At 68.5% G+C, this 20,550-nt stretch carries 17 protein-coding genes and 3 pseudogenes; 13 read left to right on the top strand and 7 right to left on the bottom strand.

From position 1 onward, the window contains the following. Positions 1-28 precede the first annotated feature (28 nt). Complete coding sequence (locus tag A4R44_RS24615; protein WP_067585293.1) at positions 29-853, bottom strand: hypothetical protein; 825 nt, start codon at positions 851-853, stop codon at positions 29-31. A 183-nt stretch (positions 854-1,036) separates the two neighbouring features. Here A4R44_RS24615 and A4R44_RS24610 point away from each other — a divergent pair, with 183 nt between their 5' ends. From A4R44_RS24610 to A4R44_RS24585, 8 genes and pseudogenes are all read left to right on the top strand, one after another. Continuing rightward, positions 1,037-1,732 (top strand): hypothetical protein, encoded by a 696-nt coding sequence (locus tag A4R44_RS24610; RefSeq protein WP_157905000.1) that lies wholly within the window; start codon positions 1,037-1,039, stop codon positions 1,730-1,732. Positions 1,733-2,206: 474 nt separating this feature from the next. After that, positions 2,207-3,001 (top strand): hypothetical protein, encoded by a 795-nt coding sequence (locus A4R44_RS24605; protein WP_067585287.1) that lies wholly within the window; start codon positions 2,207-2,209, stop codon positions 2,999-3,001. 71 nt (positions 3,002-3,072) lie between these two features. Then, positions 3,073-4,023 (top strand): annotated as a pseudogene (locus A4R44_RS50690) (AMP-binding protein); the annotation flags it as partial. Positions 4,024-4,064: 41 nt separating this feature from the next. Continuing rightward, a pseudogene (locus A4R44_RS52575) lies at positions 4,065-4,286 on the top strand (acyl-CoA synthetase); the annotation flags it as partial. Between the two features lie 147 nt (positions 4,287-4,433). Beyond that, a complete protein-coding gene (locus tag A4R44_RS50685; RefSeq protein WP_232791770.1) occupies positions 4,434-4,799 on the top strand; it encodes a hypothetical protein in 366 nt (121 codons plus the stop codon). Between the two features lie 31 nt (positions 4,800-4,830). Beyond that, positions 4,831-5,103 (top strand): acyl carrier protein, encoded by a 273-nt coding sequence (locus A4R44_RS24595; protein WP_067585282.1) that lies wholly within the window; start codon positions 4,831-4,833, stop codon positions 5,101-5,103. A gap of 7 nt (positions 5,104-5,110) precedes the next feature. Beyond that, positions 5,111-5,887, top strand: coding sequence for a hypothetical protein (locus A4R44_RS24590; protein ID WP_067585277.1), 777 nt, complete (start codon positions 5,111-5,113; stop codon positions 5,885-5,887). 143 nt (positions 5,888-6,030) lie between these two features. Continuing rightward, entirely contained in the window at positions 6,031-6,708 is a 678-nt protein-coding gene (locus A4R44_RS24585) for a zinc-binding dehydrogenase (protein WP_067585274.1), read from the top strand. A 128-nt stretch (positions 6,709-6,836) separates the two neighbouring features. Here the strand turns inward: A4R44_RS24585 and A4R44_RS52570 are convergent, their stop codons facing one another. The 3 genes and pseudogenes from A4R44_RS52570 to A4R44_RS24575 all read right to left on the bottom strand — a co-directional run bounded on the left by A4R44_RS52570 (position 6,837) and on the right by A4R44_RS24575 (position 8,901). Then, positions 6,837-7,154 carry a low temperature requirement protein A gene (locus A4R44_RS52570; protein ID WP_369805933.1) on the bottom strand — a complete coding sequence of 106 codons (318 nt, stop codon included), beginning with the start codon at positions 7,152-7,154 and terminating at the stop codon, positions 6,837-6,839. 20 nt (positions 7,155-7,174) lie between these two features. Further along, positions 7,175-7,954 (bottom strand): annotated as a pseudogene (locus tag A4R44_RS52565) (low temperature requirement protein A); the annotation flags it as partial. A 41-nt stretch (positions 7,955-7,995) separates the two neighbouring features. Further along, positions 7,996-8,901 carry a helix-turn-helix domain-containing protein gene (locus A4R44_RS24575; RefSeq protein WP_067585270.1) on the bottom strand — a complete coding sequence of 302 codons (906 nt, stop codon included), beginning with the start codon at positions 8,899-8,901 and terminating at the stop codon, positions 7,996-7,998. 156 nt (positions 8,902-9,057) lie between these two features. On the opposite strand from A4R44_RS24575, the gene A4R44_RS24570 reads away from it, so the two are divergent. Beyond that, on the top strand, positions 9,058-10,026 hold the full coding sequence (locus tag A4R44_RS24570; RefSeq protein ID WP_232791762.1) for an alpha/beta hydrolase: 969 nt from the start codon (positions 9,058-9,060) through the stop codon (positions 10,024-10,026). 535 nt (positions 10,027-10,561) lie between these two features. Here A4R44_RS24570 and A4R44_RS24565 read toward each other — a convergent pair. From A4R44_RS24565 to A4R44_RS24555, 3 genes are all read right to left on the bottom strand, one after another. Beyond that, positions 10,562-10,870, bottom strand: a complete 309-nt coding sequence (locus tag A4R44_RS24565; protein ID WP_067585267.1) for a hypothetical protein — start codon at positions 10,868-10,870, stop codon at positions 10,562-10,564. Between the two features lie 257 nt (positions 10,871-11,127). Continuing rightward, positions 11,128-12,615: a benzaldehyde dehydrogenase gene (locus A4R44_RS24560; protein WP_067585264.1), complete on the bottom strand. Its 1,488-nt coding sequence runs from the start codon at positions 12,613-12,615 to the stop codon at positions 11,128-11,130. 43 nt (positions 12,616-12,658) lie between these two features. Then, complete coding sequence (locus A4R44_RS24555; RefSeq protein WP_067585261.1) at positions 12,659-13,849, bottom strand: aminotransferase class V-fold PLP-dependent enzyme; 1,191 nt, start codon at positions 13,847-13,849, stop codon at positions 12,659-12,661. Positions 13,850-14,058: 209 nt separating this feature from the next. Between A4R44_RS24555 and A4R44_RS24550 the strand changes: the two genes are divergently transcribed. From A4R44_RS24550 to A4R44_RS24535, 4 genes are all read left to right on the top strand, one after another. After that, positions 14,059-16,116 (top strand): prolyl oligopeptidase family serine peptidase, encoded by a 2,058-nt coding sequence (locus A4R44_RS24550; protein ID WP_067585256.1) that lies wholly within the window; start codon positions 14,059-14,061, stop codon positions 16,114-16,116. Then, positions 16,113-17,798: a gamma-glutamyltransferase gene (locus A4R44_RS24545; protein ID WP_067585249.1), complete on the top strand. Its 1,686-nt coding sequence runs from the start codon at positions 16,113-16,115 to the stop codon at positions 17,796-17,798. The genes A4R44_RS24550 and A4R44_RS24545 overlap by 4 nt, the downstream gene beginning before the upstream one ends. 130 nt (positions 17,799-17,928) lie before the next feature. Beyond that, on the top strand, positions 17,929-19,539 hold the full coding sequence (locus A4R44_RS24540; RefSeq protein WP_095213588.1) for an ABC transporter substrate-binding protein: 1,611 nt from the start codon (positions 17,929-17,931) through the stop codon (positions 19,537-19,539). A gap of 34 nt (positions 19,540-19,573) precedes the next feature. Next, complete coding sequence (locus tag A4R44_RS24535; RefSeq protein WP_232791761.1) at positions 19,574-20,536, top strand: ABC transporter permease; 963 nt, start codon at positions 19,574-19,576, stop codon at positions 20,534-20,536. Positions 20,537-20,550: the final 14 nt, after the last annotated feature.

Here is a 20,550-nt window from a genome sequence, read left to right as displayed (position 1 = left end):
CGTCCGATCCTGCCATCCGACCGGGTGGTCAGGCCGCGGAATGGACGACGATGTCGCCGAGCCGCGCACGGGCGTGGACCTTGACCGTGTCACGAGGGCTGTCCGGCGTGCCGAGGGTGTTGCGCACGGCGCCCTTCGCGCTCTTCGCGTCCACGTCGGCAGTGGTGCCCGCGCTGACGCCGACCTCGATCCCGCCGGCCGCGTTCGACAGCTCCACCAGGCCGCGCGTGACCCGCCCGATCCGGATCGGGCAGTCGGCCGCCCTGGCGACGACGCTCCCGTCCGCGGTGCCGATGTCGAAGCTGCCGTTCGACCCGCCGAGGTCGACGTCGGACCGGGCGCGGCCGATCCAGACCTTGCCGCTCGTGCCCTGGCAGCGGATCTGGCCGTCGACCTCGCCGATCCGCAGGACCGCCGCGCTGCCCTCGATGACCGCGCCGCCGGCGACGTGCCCGACCGCGAGCCCGCCGGCGCCGAGGTTGCCGCGCAGTGCGTCGACCCGGTCGAGCTGGACCCGGCCGGAGCCGATGTTGACCTCGCAGTCGCCGAGGGCGCCGTCCGCCCGCACCTCGGTCCAGGCCGTGTTCAGGAGCAGCTTCGACCCGGCGGGCAGTTCGATCGCGATGTCGACCGAGCCGGCCTGGCGGCCGGACTTGGTGGTCTTGACCGACAGCACGCCGTCAGCGAACTCGACCCTCGTCTTCTCCGCGACCTTCACGTCGGTCGAGTTCGCCGCGTCGACCGGCTGCACCCGCACGACGGTCTCGGCACGCTCGCCCGCGGCGATCCGGACGCGGGCGCCCGCGGTGGTCAGCGCGGCGGTGATGGGGTGGGGGGTGGTGAACGTGGACATTTCCGGTCTCCCTGGCTGGCTTGGCGGTTCGTTGCGACCACATTCGACTGCCCGGCGGACACGCAGCTGTCACGGCGCAGACGCAGGGGAGACGGTCGTGGCAGGCCCGATGTCAGCGCGAACCGGGGCGGCGCGGTGTCCGGGCGTGCTGTTCCTCGACCGCCGGTGGAGTTCGCCGGGATCATGCGCAATCCGTTGGCCGCAGCGAGGTCCTCGAACAGGCCGGCTTCACCTGGGACGGGTCACGGCTGGCGGAAGAGACGCGAGCACCTCGCAGCGGGTGGCGGGCCACCGTCACACGCGAGCCTGGACGGCTCTGTCGCCCGCGGCGGGCCGCGCACCGTCCGGGGCGCGGAAGCCGGCCGCGACAACGACGTCACCCCGCCGCGGTTCCCCGGCCTGCACTGCAACTACCACCGCTACCTCAGCGCCGACCCGGTCGGGCTCAACGACGGCAAGGGGACGTTCGGCAAACAGGACATGCGGTTCGGAAACCAGCCCCGGACCGCGGCCGGGCAGAAGAAGTCCGGCGATTTCCAGAACTTCATCCACCATAATAAGCGGCATCCGAAGAAGGCCGGGGAAGCCGGCGACCTGAACGGCAAACAGCTGAGCGGGAAGCAGCGGGCTACTTTCCGGGTTCTGGACGACGAGAAGCGGGTCGAGCGGATTCAGCTCGGCGGGCGCACCTGGCGGAGAGCCGCCGCCGGGCCGGGACAGAACAATGTCCGCGGCCGGTGCCGCCGAGTTTCCGGTAACCGCGCGACGGGGTTCGGCGCGGATATCCCTTCGCGGGAGCCCGCGGCGCGCCACTCGGTTGGAGCAGGCTCTGCTCCAATTCGGGGAGCCTGCCGGAATATGCATTTCGCACCCGAGTGAATTACCCGGGTGCGTCCGGGTCCCCATCGCGCGCGGTCGAGGAGTTCTTCGCTGAGCGATGTCGCCGGGGAGCGGCCCGCGAAGGGCTCGATCCGGTGAATCCCGGCCGGCGCGGGGGAAGCCGGGCGACGCGATGCCCGGTAGTCGGCGGGCACTCGGACGGATGCACTTAATGGCATTCGTGGCAAGGGTCTTTCCCTGTCCTCTCTCGGGAGAGGAGCATGTTCAATCGCGGCGCTGAGGCGTGGGCGGATCGAAAATCGCTGAGAGGTGTTGTCATGGAATAGGCCACTGCGCCTGCGTTTGCGGCCGCGGGTCGCGCGGATTCGGTTGTTGGCATCACGTTTATTGCGCTGGATTCTCGCCCGTTCGCCGACCCGCGCACGCCGCCTGGTGGAATATTCTCCTCTGAGCTTTCCGCGATTCCGCGCCGCGAGCAGTCGAACCCTTTTCACCCGTGGACAAGGAGCAGTCATGACCGAGATCAGCCAGTCCCATCTGAGCCGGGAGTCCCTGGAGATCGCGCTGTGGCAGACGTCGTTCCCCGAACTGGAGGCCGCGGCGAGGTCCGCGCTTGAGGACTTCGACCCGGACAGCAACGCCCAGGGGGTGGGCAACAAGGCGGCGGGGGACAACAGTTTGCTGCCCGGCCTGGGGCCGCTGTCGACGTTCGGTTCGTGGGAGTCGGTCGGCAGCACCATCGTGCACCGGGCGGTGACCCTCAGCGGCTTCAACCCGGGGAGCGAGGCATTCGACCCGGTCGCCTGGAATATTTTCCTGCAGAAATTCTCCACGATTCCGTTCTTCCTGACCTACACCTTCGACAACCGCGACGCGTCCATCAGCAAGACCTCGTTGAAAAAGGCGGTCGACGCGGTGTCGGACCTGGTCGAGAACATCATGACGCCGGAGAACTTCCAAGGCATCGTGACCACCATCCAGAAGATCGGCCAGCTCGCGCTCGAGAACGAGGGGAGAAAACAGAAGAACTCCAACCAGCAGGTCGGGGTCCTGTCGCGGCATCAAAGCTCGCTTTACCTCGGAGCGGTCCGGACCGCGGTGGAGATGGAGTACAAATCAGGCAAGGGGTACGAGCAGCTGAATCAGTCTATTTACGTCTACCGCGGCTATGGCGTGCTCGACTTCGAGAAGTGCAAGCGCCACGCCGACACGCTGCTCAAGTGGGACGGCCAGGACGTGGACGACTGGGAGAAAGACACGGCCAGTGCCCCGAAGCCGCCCAACGAGAGCCCCGCCTGGAAGCACTGAGCCGGTTCTTCCCGTGTTCCGCGGGCTCCCGGGGCCGCTGCCCCGGGAGCCCTTGACCCCAGGCAGGTCCCATGGTGTTTCCGCAATCGCCGCCTCGCGAGCGAGCGACGGCCTCGACCTTCGCCGAGATCCTCGCCGAGAACCTCGGCCATCCGGACGGAGGCTGCACCTTCGTCCAAGAGGACGGGCACGAGCATTTCGTGAGCTGGTCCGAGCTGTCGCGGGAGGCTCTGCGCCGGGGGCGGCAGCTGCTCCGGAGCGGCCTGCGCAAGGGAGACCGGGTCGCGCTCGTCGTCCCCGGGCAGCAGGAGTTCGTCCTCGCCTTCCTGGGCGCGGTCTCGGCCGGTGTCGTCCCGGTCCCGATGAGCCCGCCGATGGGCCTCGGCAAGTTCGAGGCGTACTGCGAGGACGCCGTGCACATCCTCCGCGCGGCGGGAGCACGCGCACTCCTGATGCCCCGGAACCTGGCGGGTCTGCTGAACCCGCTCCGGCACGCTGTGGACGGGATGCAGGTCCTCGATCCGGAGGAGCTGTTCGCCGAACCCTTGCCGGGCAATGCGCCCCAGCCCGAGGAGATCCTCCCCGAGGACGTGATGTTCTTGCAGTTCACCTCGGGCAGCACGGCGGCGCCCAAAGGAGTACGGGTCACGCACGCCAGCGTGCTCGCCAACTGCGCGGCCATCATCGGCGCCCTTCGCCTCGAACGCGGACGAGACCGGGGCGTGAGCTGGTTGCCGATGTACCACGACATGGGGCTGGTCGGTTTCGTGCTGGCACCGCTGCTGGCGCGCTGCCCGGTGACCTTCCTGCCGACGCTGCGCTTCGCGCTCTCGCCGAGGCTCTGGCTGGAAACGGTGAGCCGCCACCGCGCGACCGTGACCTTCGCGCCCAACTTCGGCCTGGCGCTGGCGGTCAAGCACACTCCGGCCGACGAGGTGCGGCGGCTGGATCTGTCCTGCCTGAGAGTGGTGGGCTGCGGCGCCGAACCCAACCATCCCGAGACGCTGCGGTCCTTCGCGACGCACTTCGCGGCGGCAGGACTGCGACCGGGGACGGTGGTGCCGTGTTACGGCATGGCGGAGNGGCGGAGGCGACGCTCGCGATCTCGTTCGGCGAGATCGGAGTTCCGCTGGAACCGGACGTCATCCAGAAGGAGCCCTACCACGCGCGCAGCCTCGCGCGGCCCGCCTCGGCAGCCGCCGAGGAGCAGGTGGCGTTCGTGCCCTGCGGGCGTCCCGTCGCGGGCCACCGCGTCCTCGTCGTGGACGACGACGGGAATCCGCTCCCGGAGCGGCACATCGGCGAGGTGGTCTTCCAGGGGCCGAGCGTGGCGGCGGGGTATCACGGCGACGCCGAGGCGACCCGGCGGAGCTTCACGCCTCGCGGCCTGCGCACGGGGGATTGCGGCTACCTGGCGGACGGCATCCTCTACGTGACGGGCCGGAAGAAGGACCTGCTCATCGTCAACGGGCGCAATCACGATCCCCAGACGGTGGAGTGGACCGCGGCCGAGGTGCCCGGCTTGCGCAAGGGCAACGTCGTGGCTTTCACCCGGCCCGGCCGGGCGACCGAGGAGGTCGTGATCGTCGCCGAACTCCGCAGCGGCGACGCCGCCGCGGTGGCGAGGCGGGTCCGCAGTCGCATTCAGACGAAGCTGTCCCTGCCCGTGGCCGAGGTCCTTCTCGTGGCGCCAGGGGAACTGCCCAAGACGTCCAGCGGCAAGGTCCGGCGGAGCAAGACGCGGCAGCACTATCTCCGGGGAGTTCTCCACCGCGGAGCGCCTTCCCCGACGAGCTGAACACAGTCCACACCCCTTGAGAGGAGCAACCATGGACACCCGGCTGACCCCCCGAGAGCGAGAGCAGCTGTACTCCCTGATCCGCGAGAAGCTGGAACCCGGCGGCGCGGAGCTCGACGACACCACGATGGTGGGAGAGCTGCCCGGGGTCGACTCCGTGAAGCTTCTCAGCCTGGTGGGCGCCGTCGAGCTGGGCTTCCGGGTCAACCTGGGCTTCGAGGCGATCCCTCAGGTGCGGACAGTGCACGACATCGAGCAGTTGATCTGCGATTCGCGCGAGCGGTACACCGCGCGGGCGTCGTGAGCCGGCTGTGTGCACTCCGAGCGAGGAGCAGTCGCGGCGGGAAGCGTTCGAGATCGCCATGTGGGCGGAGGGCGGGCCGGACGTGCTGGGCTCCGGCAGCAGCGACCCCGACGAGGAGGCAGGGATCGGCAACGCCTGCGGCGGGGACAACAGCGGTCTGCCGGACCTGGGACCGCTGGCTCCCTTCGGCTCGTGGCAGTCGGTCGCTGCCACCATCATGCGCAAGACCGCGGACTCCGCTCGCTTCGACGAGTCGTCCACGGTATTCGATCTCGTGCGGTGGATCGTCTTCGGAAACCAGTTCACCACCATGCCGTTCCTCACCGGCATCACCGGAGACAGCCGCAGCGTGTCCATCTCGTCGCTTTCCTTGTCGCCGGCCATTTCGGCAGTGACCGAGCTGGTCGGAGGACTGGTCACCCCGGACACGCTCACCGGCATCGTCAACTCCATCAAGAAGATCGGCCAGCTGGCGGTCGAGAACAGGGGGCTGCGGGAGAAGAACAGCAACGTGCACCAGGGAGTCCTGACCGTGGTGAACGGAGACCTGCGCCTCGGGCGGCTCCAGACCACGGTCCAGATGGAGTACCGGACAGGCAAGGGATACCAGCAGCTCAACCAGCACCTGACGGTCAGCCGCCTTTTCGGCACTCTCGACTACGGCCTCTGCGTCCGCAACGCCGAGATCCTGCTCGCCTGGGACAGACAGGACGTGGACGACTGGGTGAAGGGCGCCTCGAGTTCTCCCTATCCGCCTAACGACAGCCCCGCGTGGGGCAACTGAGCCGGCGCATCGTCGTTCAGGGGCAGGTCCGTGTTCGTCAGGCAAGGGCGCGAACCGAGGCCGTCGCGCAGCCGCTGCGCTGCGGTTTACCCGGTAACGAGCGCGTGTGCCGAGAGACACGGTCCGCCGGAGGAACCTGTGCAATGGGCGGCTTTCCGCACCGCGGTGCGAACGCGGTCAAACTCGTGCCGCTGCCCGACGAGCTGAGTTTCGCCGCCGGCGCCGCGATTTCGTGCGGCACCGGCACCGCCTACGGCGCGCTGACCCGGCTCGACGTCAACGCGCGCGACACGCTGGCGGTCTTCGGCCAAGGCCCGGTGGGCCAGGCCGCCGTGCAGCTCGCCGCAGCGATGGGCGCGGAGGTCGTCGCGGTCGACATCGCGGCGGAACGCGTGGCGCGGGCGAGGGAATTCGGCGCGGCGCACGCGATCGACTCGACGTCGGCCGATCCGGTCGAAGCGATCCGGGAACTGACCGGTGGCAAGGGCGTGACCAAGGCGCTCGACTGCTCCGGAGCACCACCGGCGCGGGCCGCGGCGGTGAAGTCCGCGGCGAAATGGGGCACCGTCGCGTTCGTCGGCGAAGGTTCGACGGTGACGCTCGACGTCAGCCCGGATCTGATCCGCAAGCAGCTGACAGTGGTCGGCTCGTACACCTTTTCCCTGGTGGGCCAGGCGGAGTGCGCCCGGTTCATCGCCCGGCACGGGGTTGAGGCGGACCTGGTCTTCACCGACCGCTGGCGGCTGGACGACGCGGTGGCGGCCTATGCCGCCTTCGACAGGCANAGGCAGACCGGCGGCAAGGCGGTCATCGAGTTCTGACGAGGAGAAGCGGCGGTGGGCCGGAGACCCACCGCCGCTTCTCCGGGGTACAGAACAGCAGCGGCTTCGCGAACCCCGCCGTCGCTCGGGCTGCCGCGTTCGGACCGGTCAGGCTGATGGGCCCGGGTTCAGCTCCGGGCCGAGGCCCTCGTCCAGCCGCAGGCAAGGTACGCGGTGAGGGCGAGCAGGATGACCACCAGCACCGCGACAGCCGCCCAGGCCGGCAGCCAGTACGCCGCGACCGCACCGGCGCCCAGCACGATTCCGCCCCCGGCCCGGGGCAGCCAGCCAGTGCCGGTCTCGACGCGGAAGTACCAGGCCTGGGCCAGCAGGTACAGCATCGGCCCGCCGAGCAGCAGCACCCCGCCGGTCCCGGCCGGGTGCCCGGGTCCGTGCGCCAGCGCGAGTTCGATCCCCGCGGCGAACGCGACCAGCCCGGCGACCACNCCGACCGGATCGGGTTCTCGGTGGCCGAGGCGTGGCTCACCACCTGCTGCTCGGTCCGTCCGAAGTAGATCGCCCACAGGCAGACGAGCGCGGCGAACCCGCCCAGCACCATCAGCAGCGACGGCGCGTCCGGCGCGTGCTCGGTGAGCACCCGGCCCAGTGCCAGGACGGTTTCCCCGAGCAGGATGATGAGGAACAGCCGCATCCGCTCGATCATGTGCTCCGCGTCGAACGGCAGCCGGGCGGACCGCAGCGCCCGGCCCGGTACCGGGTGCGCGGTCCACGTGCCGGTGAGGTCGATGAGCGCGGCCGCGGCCCACAGCCAGATCCGGGATTCCGGGCGCAGTGCCGCGCCGACGATCCAGAACGGCGCCGAGGCGGCGAGCCAGCCCAGGACCCGGGTGAAGTGCCCGCGCAGTTCGGGTGTCGGCGCGGTAGCCGCGGCATACGCGCCGGGCCCGGCGAGCGCGAGCATCATCGGGACGACGAAGAGCCACGGATGCTCCTCGAACGCGCCGCTGATGCCCGCGTTCATGAAAAGTCCCAGCGCCATCACCGCGACGATCGTCGCCCGGGTGCTGCCGCGTTCGACGTCGAGCATGGTCGCCTCGAACGAGGTGAACGCCCACACCCCGCAGACCGCCACCAGCGCGACGAGCGTCTCGGCGGCGCCGGTCCAGCTCAGCCGCGCCAGCAGGTGGTGCGCTAGCTGGCCGATGGCCAGCACGAAGACGAGATCGAAGAACAGCTCCAGCGGCGAGACCTCGCGGCGGGTCCACCGCGCGTTCCGGGCTGGCATGGGCTCAGCAGTGATGCACTGGGAACAGGACGACCGGCTCGCTAGGCCTGGGCACGGCGGTCTCCTTCCGCGGTTTCGGACCCTGCGGAGGGTACCGCCGGTCCGGGCGCCTCGCTCGCGGTCCAGCTGGACAGCAACTGCAGCGCCTCGGCTGAAGGGGAGCCGGGTTCGGCGGTGTAGCCGATCAGGGTGAGGCCGGGCGCGGAGGCGACCTGCAGTCCTTCGAACCGCAGCGTCAGCTCGCCGACGACCGGGTGGCGGAACAGTTTCGTCCCGCGCCGGTGCGCCTTCACGTCGTGCGCTGCCCACCGGGTGCGGAACGCTTCGCTGCGGGTCGCGAGATCTCCGATGAGCCCGGTGACCGCTTTCGAATACGGTGCGCGGGCCGCTTCGACGTGCAGCAGGGCTACCGCGTCGTCGGCTGCCTTCTTCCAGTCCGGGAAGACCTCTTCGGCGCGCTCGTCGAGGAAGATGAACCGGGCGAGGTTCGGCGGGTGCGGGGTGCGCTCGTAGACGCCGGCGTAGAGGGTGCGGCCGAGCGCGTTCGCCGCGACCACGTCGAGGTGTCCGTTCTGGACGATCGCGGGGGCGTTGACCATCGTGTCGATCAGCGCTTGGACTCCGTCGGGCACCGGCTGCCGGACGGTGCGGCCGGGGCCGGCCCGTTTCCCGGCGGCGCGGGTGAGGTCGAACAGGTGCGTGGTTTCGGTGTCGTCCAGGTGCAGCGCGGTGGCGATCGCGTGGAGGACTTCGTCGGAGACGCCGGACACGCGGCCGCGTTCGATCTGCACGTAGTACTCGGTGCTTACTCCGGCGAGCCGGGCGACTTCCTCGCGGCGCAGCCCGCTGACCCGCCGCCGGCCGCCCGCGATGATTCCGGCCTGCTCGGGCGTGATCTTCGCGCGGCGGGTCATCAGGAATTCCCTGAGGTCGTTGGCGATCTCCATCCCTTGAGCGTAAACGCGGAACGGCGGCGGAAGGAGGGGCTGCCGGTACCCCCGACAAGCGGCATCTGCCACATCCGCGCGAACCGCCGCAGGGTGGGTACCAGGAGCCCGGGCCGCCTGGTTCGGGACACAGAAGACGTGCAAGGAGTGAGTGCAGTGACGTCTGCGGAGGCCGTTGCCTTCCCGAACGATTCGATCACCATGGCGGGAAACCTGTACCTGCCGGACGGCTTCGACCCCAAGGGAAGCTACCCGGCGGTCGTGACCGTGCACCCGGGCGGCGGGGTGAAGGAGCAGACCTCGGGCCTGTATGCGGAGAAGCTGGCCGAGCAGGGCTTCGTCACGCTCGCGTTCGACGCCTCGTTCCAGGGCGACAGCAGCGGCGAGCCGCACCACCTCGAAGACCCTGCCGCGCGCGTGGACGACGTCCGGGCAGCGGTGGACTACCTGCAGACTCTCGGCTACGTCGACGCCGAGCAGATCGGCGGCCTCGGCGTCTGCGCCGGCGGCGGCTACCTGGTCAACGCCGCGTTGACGGATTACCGGATCAAGGCCCTCACCACGGTCAGCGCCGTGAACATCGGCACGTCGTTCCGCCGCGACTGGTACGGCACCGACTCCGACGCGGCCGCCGTCCCGACGCTGCAGGCCGTGGCACAGCAGCGCACGGCCGAGGCGAAGGGCGCCGAGCCGTCCTACCTGCCCTACGTGCCTGCCGAGCCGGACGAGAACACCCCACGCGACATGGTCGAGGCGAGCGAGTACTACCTGACCCCGCGCGCTCAGCACCCGAACGCGAAGAACAAGTTCCTGTTCACCAAGAGCGTGTCGCGGATCTTCACCTTCGACGCGTTCCACATGGTCGAGGACCTGCTGCAGCAGCCGCTCCTAGTGGTCGCGGGCAGCGAGGCCGGTTCGCTGTGGATGTCTGCCGAGCTGTACGGCCGCACCCGCAGCCCGAAGAAGCTCGTCGTGGTCGAAGGCGGCACGCACATGGACTTCTACGACCTGCCGAAGTACCTCGACCGCGCGGTCGCCGAAGCGGTGCCGTTCTTCCGGAAAAACCTCGCCGCCACCCACGGCGAGCATTCCGCACCTATTGCGCCTGCGTCAGGCATGAAATGATGGACCGCGAAACATAGCCTGCGGACCGGCTGGCCGAACGTGTCGCATGAGCGCTCGCTGTGGATTCCCCGAGTCATCTGCCGATCGGGATCGCCGACGCCGCCCCGCGAGCATCCTTGGTGCCGACTCGCCGCACGGCAGCGCAGGCGGTACCCCTGTGGCGCTTCGGCAGCTTCGAGCCCTTCTTCCGCTGTGTTTCGCCCGCGGCAAGGCGGGGATCCCGCGACGGTAGCCACGAATCGCAGATCCCTCACCCGGCCGCAGGTCATGCGCTCAGGTCAGCGATCCTTCTGCTCGGTCCACCACTTCTGCCCGGCCTCGGACAGCGTCTGGATCGGGCCGCAGTACGGGTACTTCCGCTGCGATGCCTCCGGGTCCTCGTGCTCGATAGATCTCGTTGAGTTCTTTGCCGCCCTTTCCGCATCGTGGACCAGAAGCGCGATGCAGCCGGGTTTCGGCGGTGGCGCCTCATCGAGGCTGCGGAACGGGCCGTGCCTACGAGCATCGGGACTCTGTGGAACCGGCGATCGTAGCGTTACTCGCAGGCATCGGGCCCCGGAAGATGGACATCAAGGACAGGTTGGAGGCCGCGGGTACGCAGATCGGCCACGACCGCCTCCGCCTCGGGCACCTCGTGGAGATTGCCCTCCCGGGTGAACGGCGTCTCCTCCAGGACCTGAACGGGCCGCAAGCCGTGCTCCCCGAAGAGGACCCGGAACTGCGGCCAAGTCGAGTCAGCTGACGGAGCGGCCCGGCTCAGCCCGATTATTTCGCGGGTATTGGCCGCGAGCGCGTCGGTATCGGGCACGCCGAGGCCGACGCGATTCAGGTTGGCGGCGGTCATGGTCGCTCCGTTCAGCAGGGCAGGAGTGCGGCGAGATGCCGCCATCGGCCGAGTCGTTCCCGGGAGAACCTCGTGTGCCCTAGCGGTATGACCCCGGATGCGTTCCCGCTGTTCGGTCACGAGCCAAGTCCGGCAGACGCGGGCTCCCCGGACGGTCGCCGATGTCAAGCCTGGCCCGGTTTTCTTCGACCGCACCACGTCGGCGGCGATGCGGTCCGGTCTGCCCCGCACGAGGCCCTGCCTTTCAGGTTTGCCCCTCAGAAGGGATAGCACGCGATGTCGGGGCGGGCGGTGAGCCATTGCGTCTCGGTGAAGGCGTCGATATTGGCCGCCGCGCCGCCAAACCGGGCACCGGTGCCTGAGTTTCCAATGCCGCCGAACGGAATGTGCGCTTCGTCGGCCACCGTCTGTTCGTTGATGTGCACGATGCCGGAGGGGATGTCGTCCGCGAGGCGCATAGCCGCACCGACCTCGCCGAGAATGCCGAGCGAGAGGCCGTATTCGCTGCTTCGTGCGAGGTCGAGGGCTTCTTCCGGGGCGGAGAAGCTCATGACCGGCGCGACCGGACCGAAGACCTCCTCCTGCCAGGCGCGCATGTCGGTGGTTAGCTCGGTCAGAACGGTCGGGGCGAAGAAGAGTCCGTTGTGGGTGCCGCCTGCGGCGAGAGCCGCGCCCGCCGCCACGGTGTCGTCGACGACCGACGCGACGTGTGCGAGCTGGGTGTGGTCGATGAGCGGACCGAGTGCGACGGTTTCGGTCGCCGGATCGCCGACGGTCATGCGTGTCGCCTTTTCCGCGATGGCCGCCACGTAGTCGTCGTAGAGCGATTCGTGCACGAGGTGTCGGCCGGTCGCCATGCAGATCTGTCCTTGGTGCAGAAACGAGCCGAACGCTCCGGCCGAGGCCGCGCGCGCCGGGTCCGCTCCGGGCAACACGATGAGCGCACTGTTGCCGCCGAGTTCGAGATGCGTGCGCTTGAGGTGGCGGGCGCCGGCCTCACCGACTTTCCGGCCGGCCGCCGTGGATCCGGTGAACGAAATGACGCGCACTTCCGGTGCGGTGACGATAGCTTCGCCGATGTCGCCACCGCCGTTGACGAGCTGCAACAGCCCTGGCGGCAATCCGGCTTCCTCGAAAATCCGCAGGACCGCAACGCCACCGCAGACTGCGGTGCGGGGATCCGGCTTGAGCAGGACGGCATTGCCGAGCGCGAGCGCCGGTGCCACTGAACGAACTGACAACGTCAGCGGGAAGTTGAACGGCGCGATGACCCCGATCACGCCAGCGGGGCGGCGGCGCGCGAAACTCCAGCGGTCGCCGTTGGAGGGCAGCACGTCGCCGCAGGGATGTGTGGGCAGCGCCGAAGCCTCGAAGCACTCGGCCGCGGCGGCGGAGGTTTCGAGCCAGGCTTTCGGTGCGACCGAACCGGCCTCACGGACCAGCCACCACTGCACCTCCTGCGCGTGCTGCTGCCACAATTCGCCGGCTCGCCGGAGGACGGCAGCGCGGTCTTCGGGCGTCCGTCTCGCCCAGTCGAGTTGCGCGCGGGAAGCGCTCTTCGCCGCCCGGCGCACATCGTTGACCGACGAAACACCGATGGTGGTGAGTGTTTGGCCGGAGCCGGGCGAAACAACGGAACGGGTTCCCGCTTCTCCGGCCGTCCAGGCGTCGACGAAGATCTTGCCCTCCCAGCGCGGACGGTCAAGCAGCGCCGCAGCTTCCGATGCGGCTTCCGTGACAGTCATGCGTCCTCCGTAAGTTCTCGGGTGGTCGGTGGGCTTGGCGCGGTTAGGCTTCGGCTAGTGCGCGGTCGACTGCGCAGAACAGACGGTCGACGTCGGCTTCGTTGTTGTAGAGATGCGGCGAGAACCGGATGCCCCGACGTCGTAGGCTGCCTACGACGTTGTCTTCGACTAGTCGTCGGCGCAGCGCGCCGGCAGGCAGCGAGTCCAGTTCGACCACGACGAGATGGCTCGGCCGGTCATCGGGACCGGCTGCGAGCACGCGAAAGCCACGGTCGGCGAACCCGTGCCGAAGCTCGACGGCGAGGCCAAGGACGTGCTGTTCGATTTGCGCGGGGCCGACTTCCGCTAGCAGGGACAGGCTGGCGACGAGCCCGGCCATGAGCACGTGCGACACCGCGCCCGGTTCGCACAGCTCCGCGACTGCCGAGTCGGCGAGTCCGACAGCGGCCGGCAGTCCGGCGGACGGCTCGTTGACACGGTTCGCGTTGTGCCACCCGGCGACCGCGGGCTTCAACTCGGCAGCAAGTTCGGGACGCACGTAGCAGACGCCGATTCCGGCGCCGCTCAGCAAAAATTTGTACGCCTGCGCGGCAAGCAGGTCGATCCGGTCGCGCTCCACATCGGCTTGGAGAGCTCCCAGACTCTGAATCCCGTCGACGACGAACCAGGCACCCCGTTCGTGGCAGAGCGCGCCGATTTCGGGAAGCGGGGCCCGTGCCCCGGTCTCGGAATTGACTGCGCTGACACAGACTGCGCGGGTGCGCGAGGTGATGCGCAAGGCCAACTGCTCGATGTCGATCCGGCCGTCGGCGCCGGTCGGTGCCATCACCAGCCGCACACCCTGTCGCGCGAGAAGCTGGAAAGGCGCGATACAGGTGGAAAAGTCACCTTCGAAACAGATGACCTCGTCGCCGCTGCGCCAGGGATAGCCGCCAGTAAAGACGTGGATACCGTGTGCGGTGGTGGGGACCAGACCGATGTCTCGGGCGCCTGCGCCGATCAACTCGGCGAGGTCGGTGCGGAGCCGGGTCTTCAGCGGGCCGCCCCGGGTTCCGGGAGTGACGAGAGGCTCCGCCAGGTCGCGAGCGATTTCGGCGCGGAGCTGCGCGACATGGCGTTCAGGCCGGAGGCCGAGACCGGCGGAATCGAAGTACGCCCATTCGCGCAGAATCGCGAATTCGGCCCGTGCCTGGCCGAGGGCACTGTCCGCGGCCTCGCTTTGTGTCGCTGCCATCGCCCGATAATGGCAGTTTCGTTGCCGGTACGGCGAGATACGGCGCGTCGCGGAGCTGCCTGCGGCATCCGACGCACTGTCGTACGGGGCGGGGTGGGGCGACGCCTGGTCGTGGCATGGGCGGAGACCGCGCGACACAACGTCGGATGCTGTCTGCCAATCCGTCTGAGAGGCTGAGCCGACCCCGATTGCCGACAGGACGGAGAGCCGTGAACGCCGCGACAGGAGTTCCGGATCCAGCCGAGAGGCTGATCGGCCAGATCCGGTTTGAGGACCCGTACGAGTGGCTTGAGGCCGACTCGCCGCAGGCGATGGAGTGGCAGCGTGAGCAGGATGCCCGTGCGGCCGCCGAGCTGTCCGGTTGGGCGGGCCATCCTGTGCTGCGGGACGCGGTCGCACCGTGCATCGCGCGCACGCTCGGGACGTACGCTCCGCTGCACCGCGGCGAGCACTGGTTCCGGCTCGGGTTCGCCGGCGAGGGAGCCAGGGTCGAGGCGAGCGATCAGCCGGTCGGTCCTAGCCGCGTTGTGGTGGACCCGGTCGCTCTCGGCGGCGCTCTCGACTGGTTTCAGCCCTCGCCGGACGGCGCGTACGTCGCCTTCGGCCTTTCGTTCGGCGGCGACGAGCAGAGCGTGCTGCACGTAGTCGAGGTCGGCACAGGGGAGCTTCTGCCCGAACGCATCCCGTTCGCCTCGTCGGCGACCGTTGCCTGGCTGCCGGATTCGAGTGGCTTCTACTACAACGGCGGCGTCGCTCCGGACACTGTGGACCCCGACAAGCGACTGTTCTTCCATCGCCTCGGCGACACCGTGCCTTCCGCACCCGAACCGATCACTGTCCGCGAGGCATTCAGCCTCTTCCCGCAGGTGTCGGGGAACGGGCGCTGGCTCGCGGCGGTGACGAGCGAGCTGGATCCGCGTGCCGACCTGGTGAAGGAACTGCCTGCCGGCGAGTGGCGGCGATTCCTGGCTGACGTGCCGGGCCGCGGGTATGGGGCGTTTGCCGGGGACCAGTACGTCGCGATCCTCACCGATCAAGCGCCGAGGGGGCGTTTGGTCGGGATCCCGGTCGCCACCGCCACCGATCGGTCCACGTGGCGAGAGCTTCTTCCGGAGAGCGACGCGACCATGTTCTCGGTCGAGTGCGCCGGAGATCGGCTCGTGTTGTGCGAACTGGTCGGCACTTATGCGCGGCTGCGAGTCCTGACCGCCGACGGAACGCTGGAATCCGAGGTGCCGCTGCCGGGCCGCGGCGTCGTGATGCAGCTTTCCCGATTCGGCCACTACCTGACGCCCGGCTCGCCCTGGATGGGCACGTGCATCTCGGCGGGGGTCGGCGAGTTCACCTTCGTCTACTCCAGCCCGACCCGCTCGCCCGGGCTCTATCGATACGACTGCGCGAGCCGTCAGCTCACCGAACTGGTACCGCCGGACAGCGACCGCCTCGACCTGGTGGTGCACGACCGGGTCGCGACCGCGGCGGACGGGACAGTCCTGCCCTACCAGCTCGTCTGTCGACGCGGCCTCGACCTGGACCGGCCGAATTCCCCGCAGCCGGCGTTGATCTACGGCTACGGCGGGTTCAACGTCTCTTTCGTTCCGGGCTATCTGGGGATGTTCACCCCGTTCGTCGACGCGGGCGGCGTGCTGGTGCTCGCGCATGTGCGCGGCGGCGGCGAGCTGGGCGAAGCTTTCTGGAAACAGGGCAGGCTGGGGAAGCGGCAAACGTCGTACGACGATCTGTACGCCACCGCGGAGCACCTGGTCGAAACCGGCGTGACGAGCACCGATCGGCTCGCCCTGGTGGGGAGCTCCAACGGCGGCCTGCTCGCTTCGGTTGCCCTCACCCAGCGGCCCGACCTGTGGCGCGCGGTGTGCGCGCTGGTGCCGTTGTGCGACATGCTCGCTTACACCCGCGACGCTTACACCTCGGCTCTGGTCATGGAGTTCGGGGACCCGGACGACCCGGCGCAGGCGCAGTTCCTCTATGCCTATTCGCCCTATCACAACGTGCGATCCGGCGCTGAGTTCCCGGCGACCTTGTTCTACTGCGGCGCGAATGACGTGCGTTGTGCGCCGTGGCATGCCCGGAAGCTCGCTGCGCGATTGCGGGACAACACTGGCTCCGCGCACCCGATCCTGCTCCGGGCAGTCGCCGGCGGCGGACACCAAACCGTGAAGTACGACCCTGGGCAGGTCGCCGAATGGCTCGGCTTCCTCTTCCGCGAACTCGGCCTGACCCCGATGCCGAACAGGAGCGCCGCATGACCAGCTTGACCACCAAGCCGACGCCGGGCGACGGAAACGGCAACGGCCGCCTCGGCCGCAAGCAGCCGGCGGTCGGCAGCACGGCGGTCTGTTCGAGCCAGCACCCCACAGTCACCGACACGATGCTGCAGGTGCTGCGGGACGGCGGGACCGCGATCGACGCCGCGATTTCAGGGGCGCTCGTCCAGGCCGTGGTCCAGCAGGAAATGACCAACCACAGCGGCTTGGTGACCTGTCTGTACTACGAGGCCGCCACCGGCGAGGTGCACGAGCTCGATTCGCTCGGACGGATCGTCCCGGATCTGCCGCCGCACCACCGGGTTCCGGGAGGCAAGGGCCTCTACGCTCCGCCGGGCACGCCCGGTCCGATGTCGGTGACGCCCGGGTTCATCCCCGGAATGAAGGCAATGTACGAACGGTTCGGCACGAAGCCGTGGGACCAGCTGGTGGCACCGGCTGTCGAGGCCGCCGCCGAAGGGCATATCGTCACCTCGTTCGAGCATTTCGTGCAGGCGCAGACTGTCGACTTCTATCTCTACACGCCTTCCGGCCGGGAGAACTTCGCCCCGGACGGGCATCTGCCGCAGGTCGGCGAACGGTGGGCGCAGCCGGAACTGGCCCGCACGCTGGGGAATCTCGCCGCGGAGGGCCCTGACTACTTCATCACCGGCGGTTGGGCCCTCAGCTTCGTGGAACGGGCCAATGAACTCGGCTGGCCGATCACGGTCGAGGACCTGGGCCGGCGGCCCGCCTGCTGGAAGACGCCGAAGCGATGGGAGCACCGCGGATACGAGATCGTCCAGCTCGCGCCACCGGACAGCCAGGCCAGCTTTACCGCGATCGTGCTCGGCGTTCTCAAACATCTCGACGTCACCTCGCTCGGGCACTTCACCGAATCGGCCGAGGCCGGCTACTACCTGGCACACGCCCTGCGCCTTGCTGAGCTCGAAACCGGGTTCATCAACGACCCGGCGATTTTCGAGGATCCGTCGGAGATCCTGATGTCCGACGACTTTCACGCGCACCTCGCGGCGAAGCTGCGCCGCAGCCGGCCGAAGATCGACCTGACCAAACACGTCGAACTGCTCCGCGGCCGCAATGCGCTGCACGCGGCGAGCGGGGCGTCGAAGCAGCCCAAGGGCAGTTGCGAGCTGAGCGTCGTCGACGCACAGGGCAACTGGGTCCAGCTGATCAACTCGATCCAGAGCGGCGGCATCCCCGGTGAAGTCGTCGGCGGAGTGCCGATGGTGGGCAGTCACCAGGTCAACGGGCTGCGCTCGGACCTGTCGGGCTGGCTGACCGGCGGTGCCCACATGAGCATCATCATCGGCAACACCTTCCTGATGAAGGACGGCAAGCCGGCGATTTCCCTTGGCAGCCCGGGGAACGTGCACTGCACGGTGCCGCAGGTGATCTCGAACATCATTGACTACGGCATGAGTCCTGACCGTGCCGGAGAAATGCCGTTGATGCTGCCGCTGACCGACGACTACGAACTATCCGTCGAAAGCCGGTTGAGCAGCGACTACGTGGCTGGGCTCGCCCGGATGGGCGTGCTGGTCAACCCGCTGCCCGCCTGGGACTACCACATGGGCTCGTACCAGATGAGCTGGCGCGCCGCAGACGGGACGCTGCGCGGCTGCGCGGGGCCGCGGCGGGCCGGAACCTCCGCTGCGTTCTGATTCTGCCGGGCACGCCGGGGGCGACATCAGACAGGAGCGCAACGAAGCCGGGGGAAAGTGCGACGACGGCGAGTCCCGCCATCGTGCCGGTCCAGCGAGATCACCTTCACCAGTTACGAAGGAGTGACTGATGTCCGTATCAGTTCGAAAAAGGTTCGGTCCGAGGGCATTCCTGGCCGCGACCGTGTCGGCGGCGTTGCTTGCCGCAGGCTGCGCCGGTGCCGGGGAATCGGCGGGTGAGGGGGACACCACGTTCTCGTTCGCGTTGCCCTCCGCGCCGAATTCCCTTGACATCGCCAAGGACTACACTGGCACCACACAGCAGATCATGGCCACGGTCACCGAGCCGCTGGAGCGGGTTTCGGGCACCGGCGAGGTGCGGCCCAACCTCAATGCCGAGTTCGCGCAGCCGAATCCGCTTACCCTGGTCTACCGCTTGCGCGAGGGCGTCCGGTTTTCCGACGGCACCGTCATGACTTCGGCCGACGTGTCGTGGAGCCTGAACCATGTCCTCGACACACAGGCCGGGGCACAGACCGCGGGCACCGCGGCGTCGATCGCGAGCGTCGCCGCGACCGGGCCGCTGGAAGTGACGGTAAAGCTCAAGTATTCCGATCCGACCGCGCGGGCAAGTCTGGCCGCGATCGGCCTGATCCAGGAGAAGGCGTTCGCCGAAGCACACCAGAAGGACCTGGGCACCCCGTCCGCCGCTCCAGTCGGCACCGGCCCGTACCGGGTCGAAGCGAACTCTCCGCAGCAGATCAACTTGGCCCGCAACCCGAATTACTCGGGCACCCGGCCGGTGCCGGACACCCTCGGGTTCGTGTTCATCGCGCAGGACAACTCCGCGCAGCTGGCGATGCGTTCCGGTTCGATCCAGGGCGCGGGCGTGCTGAACCTGAAGAATTCGCCGGAGTGGGCGGCGATCAACGGCGCGATGGTCGTCGCGCTGCCGTCGCTCTATCAGAGTTTCCTGGCGCTGGACGCGAAAACCTCTCCGCTGGACGACGTCCACGTGCGCAAGGCCATTGCCTATTCGCTGGACCGGACGGGGCTTGCGAAGTCGATTTACGGCGATCACGGCTCCGCTTTGGACGGGCTGCTGCTGCCCGCTTCACTGAACTCGGCGGCCCCGTCCGAAGCGGACGCGAAGGCGTTCACCGGCAGCCTGCCGCGCTACCCCTTCGATCTGACCAAGGCGAAGGCGGAGCTGGCCAAGTCGGCTCACCCCAGCGGGTTCACGCTCGAAGTGCCCTACATCTCCGGAACGCAGTATTCCGAGCTGACCATCCTCAACCTCGCGCAGAACATGAAACAGCTCGGTGTCGACATCAGGCCGAAGGCCCAGACCTCCGCGCAGTGGTCCTCGACCGTCTACGGCCATCAGAACCTGGGGATCCAGATTCTCTCCTGGGTGCCCTCGGTGCCGGACCCGGCAGGCACGCTCGGTCAGCTGACCGGCGAGGAAAACATGGCTGCCCAGCACTTCAATCTCGCCAACTACTCGACCCCGGCCGTGGAAGAAGCACACACCCAGCTGGTCCGGTCCACCGACAAGGCACAGCGGTGGGCGGCGATCAAGACCCTGCTGAGCGCCGTCGCCGAAGACGTTCCGTATGTGCCGCTGTATCACGTGGACACCTATGTCGCGCTTGGCGGCGGGTTCACCTTCGCCACCACGCCGGACGACTTCGACCTGCACGTCAACGGCACCTGGGTGTCGCAGTTGAAGAAGAGCTGACGCCTCCGCCGGTGCCGGGTAGGAAGGATTTCGCATGCCGATCGTGGCATTCCTGGCCAAACGGGTCGCGGCGATGGCCGCAATCCTGCTGCTGGTGAGTTTCCTGGCCTTCAGCCTGCTCACCTTGAGCCCAGTCTCGGAGGTTGCTGTCCTGCTCGGGAGCCGCCCCGCGACGCCGGAGACGATTGCCGGCATCACCGCCCAGTATCGTCTGGACGACCCGTTTTTCACCCGGTACTGGCTTTGGCTGGTGGACGCGGTGCGCGGTGACTTCGGTGCCTCGGTGCAGTCCGGGCAGAGCGTGACTGGCGTGATCGCCTCGCATTTCCCCCTGACGCTGCAACTGGGTCTGTACGCATTCGTGCTGGTGCTGGTCGCCGGCCTGCCGCTGGGCCTGGCGGCGGGCATCCGGCGCGGGTGCCTGCTCGACCGGGCGACCTCGGCATTCACGGTCATCGGGATGAGCGCGCCCGGGTTCGCCGTGGGCATCGTGCTCATTTATGTCTTCGGTGTGCGGCTGGGCTGGTTTCCGGTCTACGGCGGCGGGAACGGGCATTTCGTCAGTACCGTCGTGCATTTGACGCTGCCGGCGATCGCGCTCGCCATCGGGCTTTCCGCGCTGGTCGTGCGGCAGACCCGGGCGGCGGCGCTGGATGTGATGGAGCAGGACTACATCACCTTCGCCAAGGCTCGTGGGGTGTCCGGTACCCGGGTGCTGATCGGGTACCTGCTGCGGAACACGGCGCTGCCGGTGGTGACCGCGGCCGGGCTGATGCTGATCGCCGCGGTTTCGGGCGCGGTGGTGGTCGAGACGGTCTTCTCCGTACCCGGGATCGGTCAGCTGATGGTGAAGTCGATCGAAGTGAAGGACATCCCGATGGTGCAGGGGATCACCTTCTTCGTGGCGCTGGCGGTGCTCGCGGTGAATCTCGCGGTGGACGCGGCCGTGCTGATCCTCGATCCGCGGACGCGGATCTCCGGACGGAGGCGAGGCTGATGCAGGACGATCTC

It is taken from the genome of Amycolatopsis sp. M39 (genome assembly GCF_001651785.1).
Taxonomy (GTDB): domain Bacteria; phylum Actinomycetota; class Actinomycetes; order Mycobacteriales; family Pseudonocardiaceae; genus Amycolatopsis; species Amycolatopsis rubida.
This window is presented reverse-complemented; position numbering and strand designations above follow the sequence as displayed.